Below are 15,898 nucleotides of genomic sequence, written 5' to 3'. Positions count from 1 at the left end.
GATGTAGTGCCGGGCTCTGCCCGGCAACGCAATCTCTACAGCGCCTGCCAGGTAAAGCCTTCGCCGCGCCGGTAATACACGCGCGTGGCCTTTCCATACAGCGTGTTCGCGTCTACCAGCCCGAAGTAACGGCCATCCGCACTGTTGCCGCGATGGTCGCCGAGCATCAACACCTTGCCAGCCGGCACGGTCAGCCGATCGATGTCCGGGCCGCCGCCCTGTCCCAGGTCGAGCCGGGCCAGGATGCGCCCGAAGTCCTCCACCTCGCCGGTGCCTGCCTGCGCCAGCGGCTGGCCGTTGATGCTGAGGTGCCCGTCGAACAGCTGCACCCGGTCGCCCCCGACCGCAGCGATGCGCTTGATCAGTCGAGTGCCGTCCTGCGGCGAATCGAATACGGCCACCTCGCCGCGCTGCGGCGCGCCGGTGTGCAGCAGTTCCACCGAGGTGAACGGCAGGCGCAGGCCGTAGGCGCGCATATCCACCACCACGCGGTCGCCCGGTTCCAAGGTGGGCTGCATGGAGCCACTGGGTACCTGGTAGTGGTTGGCCAGGCTGTCGCGCGCGGCGGCGAGCAGACCGATCATGACCAGCAGCGGCAGGGCTTCCTTCTTCAGCCAATGGAGGAGGCGGTGGGATTGGGGTTCGGCGGCGGCAGTGGTCATGTGAGAGATCCTTGCGGCGTGAGTAGGGTCCGACTCGCGGGAAGCGCCATGAGTTCCCGCCTTCCCGACCAACGGTATGCAAAAGCTACGCATTGTTTACGCGTCTCCGGCATGCCGGTCATCGCGCCTTTATGGGCGCCGCGCGCATCGTGGCGACACCGCGCCCCCGAGCGCTTTGTCGAGGTGTTCCATGACCATCCTGTTGCTCCGGCAGCCGTCGCCGGACCCGCTGCCGGTGCCAGCCCAGCTGGCCGGCCACGCCGTGCACTGCCAGGACTGCGCCACGCTGCCGGCGCTGCTGCAGTGCCTGCGGCAGGCCCGGCAGAGTCAACCGGCGTGGGTGCTGATCGAGACCGCCGCCGCCGAACCGGCACAGTGGGCCGCGCATGGCCGCGACCTGTGTGCGGCGCTGGAGGCGCTGCCGTCGCCGTATATCGAGATGGCGGCCAACGATGACGACGGGCTGGACGCACACCTGCACCCGCTGCACGCGCCGGTCGCGCGGGTGGTATGCAGCAGCGGGCGCGAGGATGCGTGCCGGCTGTCGCTGGCGATTGCCGCACGCCGGTTGCTGACCGTGGAAGGGAGCGCCTGAGCCATGTCGATCTTCATCATTCGTGGCCCGGAAGCGAGCGGCCCGTTGATCCGCACCGCGCAGCCGTTGCCGGCACCGGTACTGAAGGCGCTGGTGCATCGCGCGATCGATGCGGGCACCACGGTGGCGATTCGCGCGTGTGGTTCGGAGCAGGAGCTGCTGGATGCGTTGCGCGTGGCGGATCACAGCCGCGGCGAGGTGACGCTGCTGGATCCCGGCGCATGCGTGGGCAGCCCGCGGCTGCAGCGGTTGCTGCCGCACCTGCACAACGTGTACGTGGAGGTGCATGACGATGACAGCATCGCGCCCGAAGCGTGCCTGCCGGCCGATGTCGGCCAGCGCATCGGCGTGGCGCACGGGTACTGCGCGCAGAGTTACATGCATGCGCTGGAGATCGCGCTCGATCACCTCGGTTGCAGCGAGGTGGGGTGCCGCGTGGGGACGTAGGGCCAGACGCACGAACGGCAGGGTTTCCCCTGCCGTTCGTTTCGAACCAATCGGTGTACCGACCAACGGTCGGTACCTACCGTGATCCCTGCGGGATCACTTCAAACCGCGATTGACCAGCAGCGGTTCCACCGACGGATCCTTGCCGCGGAACTCGCGGTACAGGTCGGCCAGCTCCACGCTGTTGCCGCGCGAGAGGATCTTGTCGCGGAACACCTGGCCGTTTTCAGCGGTCAGGCCACCGTGCTCCTTGAACCACTCGAACGAATCGTGGTCCAGCACTTCGGCCCAGAAGTAGGCGTAGTAACCGGCCGAATAGCCGCCGCCCCAGATGTGGTCGAAGTAGGTGGTGCGGTAGCGCGGCGGTACCTGCGGCAGGTCGACCTTGAACTTCTTCAGCGCGGCCGCTTCAAACGGTGCCACGTCCTGCAGCTTGGCGTCGGCCGGCTGGGTGTGCCAGGCCAGGTCGAGCAGTGCGGCCGACAGGTACTCGGTGGTCGCGTAGCCCTGGTTGAAGGTACGTGCCTTGAGGATCTTGTCGACCAGCGCCTGCGGCATCGGCTCGCCGGTCTTGTAGTTCTTGGCGTAGTTGGCGAAGACCTTCGGGTCCAGCGCCCAATGCTCGTTGAACTGCGAGGGGAACTCGACGAAATCGCGCGAGGTGCTGGTGCCGGCGATCGACGGGTACTTCACGTTCGAGAACATGCCGTGCAGCGCATGGCCGAACTCATGGAACATGGTGGTGACGTCGTCGAAGCTCAGCAGCGCCGGCTGGCCTGCAGCGGGCTTGGTGAAGTTGCAGACGTTGTAGACCACCGGCTTGTCGCCGGTCAGGCCGTTCTGCTCGACGAACACGTCCATCCACGCGCCACCGGACTTGCTGTCGCGCTTGAAGTAGTCGGTGTAGAACAGCGCCAGCGAGGTGCCGTCCTTGTCGAACACTTCATACACCTTCATGTCCGGGTGATAGGTCGGAATGTCGGTGCGCTGCTTGAAGGTGATGCCATAGAGCTGGGTAGCGGCGTAGAAGACGCCGTTCTGCAGCACGTTGTCCAGTTCGAAGTACGGCTTGATCTGCGATTCGTCCAGGTCGTACTGCGCCTTGCGCACCTGTTCGGCGTAGAAGTCCCAATCAGACGCGGCCAGCTGGAAGCCACCCTTCTGCGCGTCGATCACCTTCTGCATCTCGGCGATCTCGCCGCGCGCCTTGTTGGTGGCGGCCGGCACGGTGTCGGTCAGCAGCTTGAGCGCGGCGGCCGGGGTCTTGGCCATCTGGTCGGCCAGGCTGTAGGCGGCGTAGTTCTCGAAGCCGAGCAGCTTGGCCTTCTGCGCACGCAGCTGGGCCAGGCGCTGGACGGTTTCGCGGGTGTCGTTGGCATCGCCGCGCTCGGCGCGGGTTTCGGAGGCCTTGAGCACGGCGGCGCGCTGCTCGCGGTTGCTCAGCGAGCCCAGCACCGGCTGCTGGGTGGTGTTCTGCAGCGGCAGCAGGAACTTGCCTTCCAGGTTGCGCGCCTTGGCGTCGGAGGCGGCGGTGTTGATCTCCTCCTCGCTCAGGCCGGCCAGCTTGGCCTTGTCGTCCACGACCACGGCGGCGGCGGCGGTAGCAGCCACCAGGCGGGTGTGGAACTGCGTGGCCAGCGTGGTTTCTTCCACGTTGAGCTTGCGCAGGCTGGCCTTGTCGGCGTCGTTCAACTGCGCGCCGGCGCGCACGAATTCCTGGTAATCACGCTCGACCAGGCGCGTCTGCACCGGGTCCAGGCCCAGCGAGGCGCGCTGGTCGTAGATGCTCTTGATGCGCGCGAACAGCTTCGGGTCCAGGCTGATTTCGTCCTGGTGCTCGGCCAGCTTCGGGGCGACTTCTTCCTGGATCTTCTGGCGCGCTTCGTTGGTGTCGGCCTGGACCAGGCCGAAGAACACGCGCGACACCCGGGTCAGGGTCTCGCCGCTGCGCTCGAGCGCTTCGATGGTGTTGTCGAAGGTGGCCGGTTCGGGGTTGTCGGCGATCTTGCGCACTTCGGCCAGGTGCTGCTTCATGCCTTCGTTGAAGGCCGGCAGGTAGTCACTGTCCTTGATGCGGTCGAACGGCGGCGCCTGGAACGGCAGCGTGCTGGCGCTCAACAGGGGGTTGGTGGACGCGTCGGCCGGCTGCTGCGCGGCGGGGGTCTGGGTGTCGGACACGGGGGTGGACTCCTTGCCGGAACAGGCCGCCAGCGCAAGGCTGATGGCGGCGGCCAAGATAACGGTACGCGACATGAAACGGGCTCCTGGAATGAGGTGAGGCGGCGAAAGCCGCAGCCGATCACCCTACTCCCATTGCCCGCGCCCGGCATGTGCCGGACGTGGCGCCTGGCCTTGCCTCAGACGGTGCCGCGGTTCTTGCCCTGCCAGGGCTTGTAGTACTCGCGGATGGCGGCCATGTCGGCCACGTCGTCGCCGGTGGAATAGAACAGCGGGCCAATGCCGATGGTCTTTTCCGGGTAGTGGAAGTAGCAGGCCAGCACCGGCACGTCGGCCATGCGGGCGATCTTGAGGAACCCGGCCTTCCAGTGGGTCACCGCCTTGCGGGTGCCCTCGGGGGTGATGGCGTACCAGAGGCGGTCGGAGTTGCGCAGCAGGCTGACCGCCTGCTCCACGGTGCCCTGCGGCGAGCTGCGGTCCAGCGGGATCACCCCCAGGGTGCGCAGCAGCGGCGACAGCGGCCACCAGAACAGCGAGGCCTTGCCCAGCACCTTCACCTGCATGCCCAGCGCGATCTTGGCCGCCATGCCCCAGAAGCCGTCCCAGTTGGACGAATGCGGGGCGACGATGAAGACCAGCTTGGGCACGTCCGGGAAGGTACCGGTGACCTTCCAGCCGCCCAGGCGCAGGGTGCAGCGCGCCAGCCAGCGCAGGAAACGGTTGGGTTTGACCTGCGGCATGTTGGGCGGCACGGGCGGCAGCAGCGGACTACGGTTGTTCAAGCAATCACTCCCAATTGCGTGTGGTGCGGCCGCGCTTGATCTGCGCGCGGCCTTTCTTTTCATCCAGCCGGCGCAGCTTGGAGCCGTACGAGGGCTTGGTGGCCACGCGCGGCTTGGGCACGCTGAGGCTGGCCTGGATGAAGGCGGCCAGGCGGTCGCGCGCGTCTTCGCGGTTGCGGTCCTGGGTGCGGAAACGTTGGGCATCGATGACCAGCACGCCCTCGCCGGTCATGCGGCGGTCGCGCCTCGCCAGCAGGCGGGTACGCAGCGGCTCGGGCAGCGAGGGCGAACCGGCCACGTCGAACCGCAGTTCGACGGCGCTGGACACCTTGTTCACGTTCTGCCCGCCGGCACCGCTGGCGCGCACGAACCGTTCGACGATCTCCGTGTCCGGAATCGCCAGATGCGCGTTGATGGTGACAGGCCCATTTCCCATGGGCGGCATTGTAAAGGCAGGACCGCCGCCTGAGGTGACCGCAATGTTCACCAATGACGCCGATAAGGCGCATAAAAGCCGGGTACGGGCCGGAACCGTCGGCACGGAAACACGCCTTTCAACGTGCGCACGGCTGCTTGACCGTATCAACGGTATGCTCGGCGTTCCACGCAACGCAGGATGCACCCACATGATTTCGACCCGTTCGCCGGCCCGCCGTGGCCTGATCCGCCTGGCCCTGACCCTCGCGCTGGGCGTGGCCGCCATTGCCCCGGCCCTGGCCGCGCCGCCGTCGGACGCGGACATCAACCGCCTGCTGGCCGCATCGCGCGCGCAGAGCATGCTCGACACCATGCTGCCGCAGATGGAGGCGATGCAGCGCCAGCAGTTCCAGCAGATGGCCGAGCAGCGCCAACTGGACGACACCCGCAAGGCGCAGCTGCAGCGCATTGAACAGCGCAGCAGCGAGACCATCCGCAAGGCGTTGTCCTGGCAGCAGCTGCGGCCGATGTACGTGGACCTCTACAAGAAGACCTTCAGCAAGGAAGACGTGCTGGCGATGGCCGAGTTCTACGAGAGTTCGGCCGGGCAGAGCCTGCTCGACAAGACCCCGGCGCTGATGCAGAACGTGATGGTGGCGATCCAGGAAAGGCTTCAGCCGCTGTTCGTGGACCTGCAGAAGGACCTGGAGGCGATCGTGAATGAAGAGCAGGCACCGGCGGCGAGCGCGCCTGCGAAAAAATGAAGGCGGATGGCTCGAGCCGACTGGGTAGAGCCGACTGTTAGTCGGCTTCGCTCTTCGCAGCCGTCTGACAGACGGTTCTACGGCAAAGGCAGCTGACTAACAGTCAGCTCTACCCAGTCGGTTGCACCCAGTCGGTTGCACCCTGTCGGATGTGCCCCGTCGGCCCTACGCAGCCGGTCGGGCTTCACCACCCAAACAAATCCATCGCCTTGCGGAACTCACCCTCCGCCGGTGCGCTCACATCCATCGGCGTGCCATCCGGATGCGGGAAACGCAGCCGTTCGGCGTGCAGCAGCATGCGGTGGATGCCCTGCATGCGGAAGCTGCGGTTGTGGCGGCCATCGCCATGGCTGGTGTCGCCGATCAGGTGATGCGAAAGATGCTTGAGGTGCCGGCGGATCTGGCGGAAACGCCCGGTCTGCGGCTGGCAGCGCAGCAGCGCATAGCGCGAAGTGGCGAATTCGCCGACCGGCACCGCGATCTCACCCACCGCCACGCGCTGGAAATGGGTGATGGCCTGTTTCTTGACCGGCTTGCCGGGGCCGCCGTCCAGATCATGGTCGACGGTGAATGATTCTTCCGCCGGCCAGCCCCGGCAGATGGCCAGGTAATCCTTGATCACCTCGCCGCCCATCAGCGCCTTGCCCAGCACGCTGGCGCTCTCGCGGTCGAAGGCGAGCAGCAGGCAGCCGCTGGTGGCGCGGTCCAGCCGATGAACCAGGAAGATCGGCTTGCCCAGCTGCTCGCGCAGCCGGTCGGCGAGGAAGTCATCTTCGCCACGCGCCAGCTTGCTGTCGTGGACCATCAGCCCAGCGGGCTTGTTCACCACCGCCAGGCGCTCGTCCACGTGCAGCAACTGCAACGGCGGCAGCGCCACCGGCGCCTCGACCGGGGCGTCGGTGGGCAGGTCGATATCGCTCACCGGCGCCACCACGCACTGGCCAGCGAGAACAGGCCCGCCGCGCCGCTGACCCAGCTCCATACCGGCACTTCGCCGACGGAGCCGCCGCCGGGATGCATGCCGTACAGCACCGCCGCGACGATCAACAGGCCCACGCCGGCAATGGCGGCCACCGCACGCTTCTGCAGCTTCTGCAGGTTGGTGTTGAGCGCCACCAGGTCCTGCGAGCGCATGGACAGTTCGTGCCCGCCTTCCACCTGCTGGCGCAGCCAGGCATGCACCAGGCGCGGCATGTCCGGGGTGTGGGTCATGATTTCCGGCAGGCGCTTGCGCAATTCCTTCAACACCCGGCGCGGGCTGTAGCGCTCGCGCAGGATGCGTTCCAGGACCGGCCGCGCCACCGCCCAGATATCCAGCTGCGGGTCCAGCTGGCGGCCGACGCCTTCGATGTTGAGCAGGGTCTTCTGCAGCAGGATCAGCTGCGGCTGCAGGGTCAGCTCATAGCGCTGCGCGACGCGGAACAGCTTGATCAGCACTTCGGCCAGCGAGATCTGCGACAGCGGGCGGGTGAAGTACGGTTCGCACACCGAACGCGCGGCCGCTTCGAGTTCGTCGATGCGCACGTTGTTCGGCATCCAGCCCGCTTCAACATGGAGCTCGGCCATGCGCCGGTAGTCCTTGTTGAAGATGGCCATGAAGTTCTCGGCCAGGTAGTACTGATCTTCTTCGGACAGCTGGCCCATGATGCCGAAATCCAGCGCGATGAAGCGCGGGTTGTCGCGGCGTGCCGGATCGGTGTCGACCCAGATGTTGCCGGCGTGCGCGTCGGCGTGGAAGAAGTTGTCGCGGAATACCTGCGTGTAGAACACGCGTACGCCCTTGGCGGCGAGCGCCTTGCGGTCGATGCCGGCCTTGTCCAGCGCGGCGATGTCGTCCGACGGAATGCCCCACACCCGCTCCAGCGTCAGTGCGCGTTCGGCGGTGTGGCTCCAGATCACTTCGGGCACATACAGGTCGTCCGAATCCACCCAGTTGCGGCGCAGTACGCTGGCATTGGCGCCTTCGCGCTGCAGGTCCAGTTCGGCGGCCAGGGTGTTTTCCACCTCGGCCACCACTTCGCGCGGGCGGATCTTGTCGGCGCGTGGATGGGCGCGTTCGACCAGCGCGGCGGCGGACTTCAGCAGCGCGATGTCGGCGTCGATCTGCTTCTCGATGTCCGGGCGCAGCACCTTGACCACCACCTGCCGGCCGTCGGCCAGCGTGGCCGCGTGCACCTGGGCGATCGAGGCCGAGGCCAGCGGCTGCAGGTCGAAGCTGGCGAAGGCCTCGCTGACCGGCCGGCCCAGCGCGGCTTCGACGATGCGCTGCGCGGTGGCGCCGTCGAACGGCTTGACCCGGTCCTGCAGCAGGGTGAGTTCGTTGGCTACATCCGCCGGAATCAGGTCGCGGCGGGTGGAGAGGATCTGGCCGAACTTGACGAAGATCGGGCCCAGGTCCTGCAGCGCCAGGCGCAGGCGGGCGCCGCGCGATTGCGCGGCGATGTCGGCCGAGGCGCGCGGCACGAACGGTTTGGCCAGGCGCAGCCAGCCTTCCAGCGGCGTGCCCTCGAGCAGGTCGTCCAGCCGGTAACGCAGGATCACACGACCGATGCGGGTGGCGCGGAACATCGCCTTCATGCGCGCACCTGCGCCAGGCGCTGCACCCGGGCGGCGATGCGTTCGACGTCGTCGCGGATCACGTCCACGTCGTCATGAAAGGCATCCAGTTCGGCTCGGGCTACCACGTCGCGCGACTCCTCGGTGACAAAATCGGCGGCGCTGTGCGCCAGGTCGGACGCGCCACGGCGCGCATGCTGCAGGGCCGAACGCAGGGTGTTGGCGATCTGTACGCCCAGCACCTCGCCGAACACCCGCACGAACGGCTGCTGCCAGTCCGGGTCGAAACGGGTGGCCAGCTGCTGCAGGCGGCGCGCCAGTTCGGCGTCACCGGAAACCTTCACCCGCCCCGCCGGTGCATCGCCGCCACGGCGCGCGTTGGCCAGGAACGGCAGCTGTGCCAGCACCCCACCCAGCGTGCTGCGCACGGCCAGGTCCGGCTCCTGCTGCGGGTCCACGGGCCCCACGGTGAGGCGTTCGCCCTCGACCCCGATCCGCATCGCCAGCGCGGGCGATTCCAGGGTCAGGGCGATGTGGCGGCCATCCAGCGCGACCAGCGCTCGGCGGGTATCGGGGTCCAGCGCCAGGGTGCGGTTGAGCGCGAGCTGCAGCGCATTGCCGGCCAGGGGCTTGAGGGAGGAGAGCAGAGAGCGGGGCATGGCGACATTCTACAGCGCTGCCCGGTAGAGCCACGCCCTGCGTGGCTGCGTGGTCCCGGGTCTGCGCGCAGCCACGCAGGGCGTGGCTCTACCGGGTTGCGATGTACAGTGAGATTTTCACGCATGGCAGGAGCGGGAGCAGCATGGGCAAGATCCGGGTAGGCATCATTTTCGGTGGCCGTTCGGCCGAACACGAGGTCTCGCTGCAATCGGCGAAGAACATCCTGGATGCGCTGGACAAGGACCGTTTCGAGGTCACGTTGATCGGCATCGACAAGCAGGGCCAGTGGCACGTAAGCGACCCGGACGGGTTCCTGCTGCATGCCGCCGATCCCTCGCGCATTGCGCTGAACCGCTCCGGTCAGGGCGTGGCGGTGCTGCCCGGCGCCGAGCGCCAGCAGCTGGTGCCGGCCACCCCGGCCGCCGCACTGGCCCAGATCGACGTGGTGTTCCCGATCGTGCACGGCACGTTGGGCGAAGACGGTTCGCTGCAGGGAATGCTGCGCATGGCCAACCTGCCCTTCGTGGGCTCCGGCGTACTGGGCTCTGCCGTGGCGATGGACAAGGACGTGGCCAAGCGGCTGCTGCGTGACGCCGGGCTGGCCGTGGCCCCCTTCGCCTGCTTCACCCGCAGCACGGCCGGCGCGGCCGACTACGCCGCGCTGACCGCACAGCTGGGCACGCCGCTGTTCGTCAAACCGGCCAACCAGGGCTCGTCGGTGGGCGTGAGCAAGGTACGTACGGCGGCGGAGTTCCAGGCTGCGCTGGCACTGGCGTTGGACTACGACCACAAGGCACTGGTGGAATCGGCCATCGACGGGCGCGAGATCGAATGCGCGGTGCTGGGCAACGCATCGCCCGAGGCCAGCGTGTGTGGCGAAGTGGTGGTGCATGACGAGTTCTACTCGTATGACACCAAGTACATCAGCGAAAACGGCGCGGATGTGGTGGTGCCGGCGGACATCCGTGCGGCCGACCAGCAGCGTATCCAGGAGATCGCGGTGCGCGCCTACCAGGCGCTGGACTGCGCAGGGCTGGCTCGGGTGGATGTGTTCCTGACCCGTGACGGCGAGGTGGTCATCAACGAGATCAACACCCTGCCCGGCTTCACCCGGATCAGCATGTATCCCAAGCTATGGGCGGCCAGTGGGCTGGATTACACCGCGCTGATCAGCCGGCTGCTGGAGCTGGCCCTGGAGCGGCACGCCAGCGAGCGCGGGCTGCGCAGTTCGATCACCGGTCCCTGACGCAACAACGGCCTGGCGCTCTTGCGAACGCCAGGCCGTTGGAGTTGCGCTGGGTCATGGTTGCCCGGAGAGAGGGGGCGCGCATGACCCTGCGCACTAACCTCGCTTGCGGAACATCGACACCACGGCCAGGATCAGGAAGACCACGAACAGGATCCAGGCAATGTTGCTGGCAGCGCCGGCGATGCCGGAGAAGCCGAGCACCGCCGCAATGATGGCGATGACAAAAAAGATTACGGCGTAGTGCAGCATGTCGATCCTCGCGTAGTGCGTGCCGGATTGGCGTGCTGCCATCTTCACCAACGCCCGGTGTTCAGGAAGTGATGGATTTCTCGACGTGCGATGAAGCCTTCAGCCTCGTGAGCCCCTCGTCAATGCTTACCAGCGGCACGTAGCCGAAATCGCGGCGGGCCGGTTCCATGCTGTACCAGTGCGGCGTGCACAGCTGTTCGGCGAGGAAGCGCGTCATCGGCGGTTCGCCGCGCAGGCGCAGCAGCGGCCACAGACGTTCGGCCACCGCACCGATGCGGTAGGCGGTCTTGAAGCTGATCGATTTGTGCACGGCCGGTGCGCCCACGGCGGCGAGCAGCTTGTTGAGCAGCTCGCGCATCGGCAGCGGTTCGCCGTTGGAAATGAAGTACGCCTTGCCGGCGCACGCCGCACCCGGCGCAAGGTGTTCGAACGCCAGAAAATGCGCCAGCGCGGCGTTGTCGATGTAGGTGGTATCGACCAGGTTGGTGCCGTCGCCCACGAAGCGCAGCCGCCCCGCGCGGGCACGTTCGGCCAGGCGCGGCACCAGCTGCTGGTCGCCCGGGCCCCAGATCAGGCGCGGGCGCAGGGCGACGGTGGCCAGGGTGGCATCGTTGGCGGCCAGCACGTGCTGCTCGGCGATGGTCTTGGTGGCCGCATACGGCGCCTGGAAGTTCTCGCCGTACGGCACTTCGTCGGCACCCAGGCCTTCCACCGGATGGGTGGCGCGGTGGGTCACACTCGGCGTGGAGGTGTACACCAGGGTGCGCACGCCATGGCTGCGACAGGCGGCGATGACGTTGTCGGTGCCGACCACGTTGGCGAGGTGATAGCTCTCATAGCTGCCCCACGCGCCGGCCTTGGCGCCGTTGTGGAACACCGCATCGACGCCGGCCACGGCGTGGCGCACCGCGTCGGCATCGGCGAGATCGCCGCGGATCTGGCCCACGCCCAGCGCGGCCAGCGGCGGATAGTCGCCGCGGTTGAAACTCAGCACCTCATGCCCGCGTTCGACCAGGCCACGGCACAGCGCCTGGCCAAGGAAACCACCACCACCGGTGACAAGGATCTTCATGCGGGTTGTTCCATTCGGGTTGCGGCCCAGACCGCGAGCTTCTCGCGGCCGATCTTGGCGTTGTGGCGGATATCGACCGGGAAGCCCGGGTGCAACAGGAAGCGTTCGATGCGCAGGGTGCCGGCATGCGCGGCGGCTTCGTCGCGCAGCCGCTGCTGCAGTGCCGGCGAATCTGCCGTGCCCGGTTGCAGTTCATAGCAGAGCACCGGCAGCTGCGCGCCGCCCGCACCCACCCCGACCAGCGCGGTGCGGGCGATGCCCGCCAGCGCGTTGAACACCGGCTCCACCTGCTCGGTGTACAGCGGGCCGTGCGCGGTTTCCAGGCGCTGGGTCTTGCGCCCGCAGAACCACAGCCGGCCGTCGGCGTCGAAGTAGCCGACATCGCCCATGCGGTGCACTACGCGGGTGCTGCCGTCGGCCAGGGTCTCCGCGATCTTGGCCGCGGCGGTGGCCTGCGGGCGGTTGAAATAGCTGTCGGTGGCGGTCGGGCCGGCCACGGTGATCTCGCCGACCATACCGTTGGGGACCTCGCGCGCCAGCGACCAGTCCGGCAGCGGCGCGTCGTCGATGGCGATGATGCGTACCTCGTTGGGCGGCACCACGCGGCCCACGCAGGTGCCGGCCCCGCCCTCGGTGGCCGCGCGCGTGCTTTCCAGCTCGCGACCTTCGATCGCCGCCACCGGCAGGCATTCGGTGGCACCGTAGGGAGTCCAGAACTGGGCGTCGTCGGGCAGCAGCCGGCGGATGCGCGCCACCACGTCGGGCGGCACCGGCGCGCCGGCCGAGGTCACCCGGCGCACGCCGGGCAGCGGTTGGCCATGGTCGGCCAGCACCCGCATCAGCGCGGGCGAGCCGAACAGCTGGGTGACCCCGAAGCGGGCGATGGCGTCGTGCAGCTTGCGCGGGTCGGCCTTGGCCGGGCGGGTCGGGTCCATGTCCGGAATGACCGAGGTCAGGCCCAGCGCCGGGTCGAACAGGGCAAACGGCGGGAAGGTGGGCAGGTCGATGCCGCCGGCCTCCATGCCGAAGGCGGCGCGCAGCAGGTCGACCTGGCCGACGAAATGGCGGTGGCGGTAGACCACGCCCTTGGGCACGCCGGTGGAGCCGCTGGTGAACAGGATGGCGGCGACGTCCTCGCCATCGGTGGCCGCCATCGGCTGCGGGTTGCGCGCGCCGTCGGCCTCCAGCCGGGCCAGGGTGGTGCCGCCCCAGCCCCAGCGCCGCCCGACGGTGACCAGCGTCTTCGCGGCCGGGCACCAGCGCAGCACCAGCCGCGCGACGTGGGCCAGGCCGATGCCGATGAAGGCCTGCGGCTGGGCCTCGCCCAGGCACTGCTTCAGCGCGCGCTTGTCGATGCCCGGGTCCACCAGCACCGGCACCGCGCCGTTCTTGAACAGCGCGAACATGAGCAGGAAGAACTCCGGCGAGGGCCGCACCATCACCACCGCGCGCACGCCGCGGCCGATGCCGTAGGCGGCCAGGCCGGCGGCCATGGCGTCGCTGCGGGCGTCCAGGGTGCGGTAATCCAGGGTCACGTCATAGCGCGCCATGCCGTCCGGGCCCGGCCGGCCGGGGCAGCGGATGGCGATCTGGTCGGGGCGTTCGCGGGCCAGTTCGGGCAGGCGCGCGGCGATGTTGATCGGGCTGTTCATCCGTTCATTGTCGCCGCTGCAGAAAAATCTTGCGCGGCGGGCGTAGCCGTGGAAAATTCGCGCCTCGCCCATCCATCCCCCTGCCGCCCGAGGCGGCATGCCCATGTCCCATCCCTGCATGACCTGCGGTGCCTGCTGCACCCAATACCGCGTGGCCTTCCACTGGATGGAATCGGACGAGGTCACCCCCGGCGGGGTCCCGCACCAGCTGACCGAGCCGCTCGACCCGCACCGCCTGTGCATGCGCGGCACCCATTCCAAGCCGGTGCGCTGCGTGGCGCTGGACGCGGAGATCGGCGTGTATTCACGCTGCAGCATCCACCCCAACCGCCCCAGCGTGTGCCGCGAGGTGGATGCGTCGTGGGAGTTCGGCAAGGCCAGCCCGCAGTGCGACAAGGCGCGGGCGATCCATGGGCTGCCGGCGTTGAGCCTGGCCGATTGGCGGTGGCGCGACGGCGCCGACAATGACGACGATCATCCGGACGACAACGGCAACAGCCCGTCGCCGCAGGCACCGATCGCGGCGTGATGGCCGCGCGTGACGACCGTTGGTCGTCACCCCGTCAAATCGGATTCGCGTCCAGGAACGCCCGGATCTCCGGCACCAGCACTTCCTGCTTGTCTTCCAGCACGTAGTGCCCGGCATCCTCGAACGCGTGCACCTGGGCCTGCGGCAGCGCCGCCTGGAAGCCCTTCAGGAAGTGGTGGTCGAACACGAAGTCGCGCAGGCCCCAGCCGATGAAGGCCGGGCGGTCGGCGAACGACGGCAGCGCCTGGCCGGCGCGTTCCAGCAGCGACCACGCCTTGTCGGCCGGGCTCAGCGGGATGTCCTGCATGAAGCGGATGGTGCTGATCCGGTTGGCGTAGCTGTTGTACGGCGACACGTAGGCGCGGCGCACGTCGGCCGGCATCTTCCGCTCCACGCCCAGCCACGAGGCCCCGGACGAGAACGCGTTGAAGGTGCGGATGATCCACTCGCCGATCTTCCAGTGGCGGCCCAGCGCGATCTGCCACGGCATCTGCTTGGCGGCCGGCATCGGGAAGGCAGCGGTGTTGAGCACCACCAGACGCTTGACCTGCGCGTGGTGCGACAGCGCCCAGCCGAAGCCGATCATGCCGCCCCAGTCGTGCACGGCCAGGGTCACCGGGCCGGTGATGCCCAGGTGCGCCAGCAGCGCATCCAGGTCGTCCACGCGCGACTGCAGGGTGTATTCGTAGTGCGCGTCATCCGGCTTGTCCGACAGGCCCATGCCGATATGGTCGGGCACGATGCAGCGGTAACGGTCCGACAACCCGGCCACCAGGGTGCGCCAGTAATAGCTCCACGACGGATTGCCGTGGACCATCACCACCACCTCGCCATCGCGCGGGCCTTCGTCGAGGTAGCTCATCGACAGGCCCGGGCGGACCTCGAAGCGCTGGGGATGGGCGGGGTAACCGGGAAGCTTGGGCATTGAATCGCACCTGTGAAAAGGGCCGGTAGAACCGGCCCTCGACTATTGGAATAACCCGCAACCGGGGCTGCGGTGGCCGGTTACCAGACCACTTCGGCCATGGAGCAGTTCAGGCCCGAGCCGATGCCGAGCAGGGCAATGCGGTCGCCCTTCTTCAGCCGGCCCAGTTCCTTGAGCTTGCTCAGCACGATCGGTACCGAGGCCGGGCCGATGTTCCCGTGCTCGCCGAAGATGGTCATCACCTTCTTCGGGTCGATGCCGAAGTTCTTGATGAAGGCGGCGGTGTGCGGCTGGCTGACCTGGTGGATGACGAACTGGTCCAGTTCCTCCACCGCCCAGCCCAGCGCTTCGCGTGCGGCCAGGAAGGTCTTCTGCGCCAGCTTGATGCCTTCGATCAGCAGCATGCGGGTGTCGGTGACCATGCGGTCCAGGTTGCCGCGGCACAGCTGGTTCCACTCGGTGGCCGAGCGGGTCACGCCACCGCGGTAACGCGGCGCGTCGGGCACCAGTTCGGTGCGTGCCATGACCATCGCCGCGGCGCCGCAGCCCAGGGTCAGGGCGGCCATCTCGTTGCGGAAGTCATCGGCGGTCACGCCCGGCAGGGCCATGCGCTCAAGGGTCTTCTCGTAGACGAGGTTGGCGGTTTCGCCATCGACGATCAGGGCATAGTCGATCTCGCCGCGTTCCAGCATGCGGGCGGCGATGTCCATGCCGTTGATGAAGGCCAGGCAGGCATTGGCGACGTCGAAGGTCATGCACTGGTCGCTGACGCCCAGGTTGCCCGAGACGATGCTGGCCGTGGACGGCTCCAGATAGTCGCGGCTGACCGAGGTGTTGACCAGCAGGCCAATCTTGTCGGCGCCGATACCGGCGTCTTCCAGGGCCTTGCGGGCGGCCAGCGTGGCGGCGTCGGACGCGAGCATGTCCGCGTCCCACAGGCGACGGGCATGGATGCCGGCGATGTCGCCGAGCACGTCGGTACGGATGCCCAGACGATCCAGCGTCGGCTGCAGACGTTCGTTGATTTCCTTGGACGTCAGCGTATGCGGCGCGTCGATGTGCGCCAGGCCGGCGATCGATACATTCTTGAAGAGCATCAGTTAGCGCCAAGGCTCAGGCAAAGGGGGCGCTATTGTAAGCCCCACTGCCATTCACCGCACC

At 67.8% G+C, this 15,898-nt stretch carries 17 protein-coding genes; 5 read left to right on the top strand and 12 right to left on the bottom strand.

Annotated features, from left to right (window positions below; genetic code table 11):
* Positions 1 to 35 precede the first annotated feature (35 nt).
* On the bottom strand, positions 36 to 662 hold the full coding sequence (gene lepB / locus ACREPD_RS18740) for a signal peptidase I (RefSeq protein ID WP_431600715.1): 627 nt from the start codon (positions 660 to 662) through the stop codon (positions 36 to 38).
* Positions 663 to 852: 190 nt separating this feature from the next.
* Here lepB and ACREPD_RS18735 point away from each other — a divergent pair, with 190 nt between their 5' ends.
* Both ACREPD_RS18735 and ACREPD_RS18730 read left to right on the top strand, forming a co-directional pair.
* A complete protein-coding gene (locus ACREPD_RS18735; RefSeq protein WP_431600714.1) occupies positions 853 to 1,257 on the top strand; it encodes a hypothetical protein in 405 nt (134 codons plus the stop codon).
* 3 nt (positions 1,258 to 1,260) lie between these two features.
* Positions 1,261 to 1,704 (top strand): 3-dehydroquinate dehydratase, encoded by a 444-nt coding sequence (locus ACREPD_RS18730; RefSeq protein WP_431600713.1) that lies wholly within the window; start codon positions 1,261 to 1,263, stop codon positions 1,702 to 1,704.
* 96 nt (positions 1,705 to 1,800) lie between these two features.
* Here the strand turns inward: ACREPD_RS18730 and dcp are convergent, their stop codons facing one another.
* The 3 genes from dcp to arfB form a co-directional block, all read right to left on the bottom strand.
* Positions 1,801 to 3,957, bottom strand: coding sequence for a peptidyl-dipeptidase Dcp (dcp, locus tag ACREPD_RS18725; RefSeq protein WP_431600712.1), 2,157 nt, complete (start codon positions 3,955 to 3,957; stop codon positions 1,801 to 1,803).
* Positions 3,958 to 4,061: 104 nt separating this feature from the next.
* Positions 4,062 to 4,622: a lysophospholipid acyltransferase family protein gene (locus ACREPD_RS18720; RefSeq protein WP_431600716.1), complete on the bottom strand. Its 561-nt coding sequence runs from the start codon at positions 4,620 to 4,622 to the stop codon at positions 4,062 to 4,064.
* A gap of 46 nt (positions 4,623 to 4,668) precedes the next feature.
* Positions 4,669 to 5,100 (bottom strand): alternative ribosome rescue aminoacyl-tRNA hydrolase ArfB, encoded by a 432-nt coding sequence (arfB, locus tag ACREPD_RS18715; RefSeq protein ID WP_421568431.1) that lies wholly within the window; start codon positions 5,098 to 5,100, stop codon positions 4,669 to 4,671.
* Positions 5,101 to 5,290: 190 nt separating this feature from the next.
* Here arfB and ACREPD_RS18710 point away from each other — a divergent pair, with 190 nt between their 5' ends.
* Positions 5,291 to 5,845, top strand: coding sequence for a DUF2059 domain-containing protein (locus ACREPD_RS18710; RefSeq protein WP_431600711.1), 555 nt, complete (start codon positions 5,291 to 5,293; stop codon positions 5,843 to 5,845).
* A 184-nt stretch (positions 5,846 to 6,029) separates the two neighbouring features.
* Here ACREPD_RS18710 and ACREPD_RS18705 read toward each other — a convergent pair whose 3' ends face one another.
* Genes ACREPD_RS18705 through ACREPD_RS18695 form a run of 3 tightly spaced genes read right to left on the bottom strand, consistent with a single transcriptional unit; the run spans position 6,030 to position 9,060 of the window.
* The gene (locus ACREPD_RS18705; protein ID WP_431600710.1) at positions 6,030 to 6,827 is read right to left on the bottom strand and encodes a pseudouridine synthase; all 798 of its coding nucleotides are present in this window, start codon (positions 6,825 to 6,827) and stop codon (positions 6,030 to 6,032) included.
* Positions 6,764 to 8,422, bottom strand: a complete 1,659-nt coding sequence (gene ubiB / locus ACREPD_RS18700; RefSeq protein ID WP_431600709.1) for a ubiquinone biosynthesis regulatory protein kinase UbiB — start codon at positions 8,420 to 8,422, stop codon at positions 6,764 to 6,766. The genes ACREPD_RS18705 and ubiB overlap by 64 nt, the downstream gene beginning before the upstream one ends.
* Positions 8,419 to 9,060 carry a ubiquinone biosynthesis accessory factor UbiJ gene (locus ACREPD_RS18695; RefSeq protein WP_431600708.1) on the bottom strand — a complete coding sequence of 214 codons (642 nt, stop codon included), beginning with the start codon at positions 9,058 to 9,060 and terminating at the stop codon, positions 8,419 to 8,421. The genes ubiB and ACREPD_RS18695 overlap by 4 nt, the downstream gene beginning before the upstream one ends.
* Positions 9,061 to 9,203: 143 nt before the next feature.
* On the opposite strand from ACREPD_RS18695, the gene ddlA reads away from it, so the two are divergent.
* Positions 9,204 to 10,307 (top strand): D-alanine--D-alanine ligase, encoded by a 1,104-nt coding sequence (gene ddlA / locus ACREPD_RS18690; RefSeq protein WP_431600707.1) that lies wholly within the window; start codon positions 9,204 to 9,206, stop codon positions 10,305 to 10,307.
* Positions 10,308 to 10,403: 96 nt separating this feature from the next.
* Here the strand turns inward: ddlA and ACREPD_RS18685 are convergent, their stop codons facing one another.
* The 3 genes from ACREPD_RS18685 to oleC form a co-directional block, all read right to left on the bottom strand.
* Positions 10,404 to 10,559: a DUF1328 domain-containing protein gene (locus ACREPD_RS18685; protein ID WP_038691201.1), complete on the bottom strand. Its 156-nt coding sequence runs from the start codon at positions 10,557 to 10,559 to the stop codon at positions 10,404 to 10,406.
* A 61-nt stretch (positions 10,560 to 10,620) separates the two neighbouring features.
* Positions 10,621 to 11,631 carry a 2-alkyl-3-oxoalkanoate reductase gene (gene oleD / locus ACREPD_RS18680; RefSeq protein ID WP_431600706.1) on the bottom strand — a complete coding sequence of 337 codons (1,011 nt, stop codon included), beginning with the start codon at positions 11,629 to 11,631 and terminating at the stop codon, positions 10,621 to 10,623.
* The gene (gene oleC / locus ACREPD_RS18675; protein ID WP_431600705.1) at positions 11,628 to 13,283 is read right to left on the bottom strand and encodes an olefin beta-lactone synthetase; all 1,656 of its coding nucleotides are present in this window, start codon (positions 13,281 to 13,283) and stop codon (positions 11,628 to 11,630) included. The genes oleD and oleC overlap by 4 nt, the downstream gene beginning before the upstream one ends.
* 103 nt (positions 13,284 to 13,386) lie before the next feature.
* Between oleC and ACREPD_RS18670 the strand changes: the two genes are divergently transcribed.
* A complete protein-coding gene (locus tag ACREPD_RS18670; RefSeq protein WP_421568420.1) occupies positions 13,387 to 13,812 on the top strand; it encodes a YkgJ family cysteine cluster protein in 426 nt (141 codons plus the stop codon).
* Positions 13,813 to 13,846: 34 nt separating this feature from the next.
* Here ACREPD_RS18670 and ACREPD_RS18665 read toward each other — a convergent pair whose 3' ends face one another.
* Together ACREPD_RS18665 and ACREPD_RS18660 are read right to left on the bottom strand one after the other, a co-directional pair.
* Positions 13,847 to 14,737, bottom strand: a complete 891-nt coding sequence (locus ACREPD_RS18665; protein WP_431600704.1) for an alpha/beta fold hydrolase — start codon at positions 14,735 to 14,737, stop codon at positions 13,847 to 13,849.
* 80 nt (positions 14,738 to 14,817) lie between these two features.
* Positions 14,818 to 15,834, bottom strand: coding sequence for a 3-oxoacyl-ACP synthase III (locus ACREPD_RS18660; RefSeq protein WP_421568418.1), 1,017 nt, complete (start codon positions 15,832 to 15,834; stop codon positions 14,818 to 14,820).
* Positions 15,835 to 15,898: the final 64 nt, after the last annotated feature.

It is taken from the genome of Stenotrophomonas sp. (assembly GCF_050737075.1).
GTDB lineage: Bacteria > Pseudomonadota > Gammaproteobacteria > Xanthomonadales > Xanthomonadaceae > Stenotrophomonas.
The sequence above is the reverse complement of the archived record's forward strand: the minus strand, read 5'-3'. Positions and strand labels throughout refer to the sequence as shown.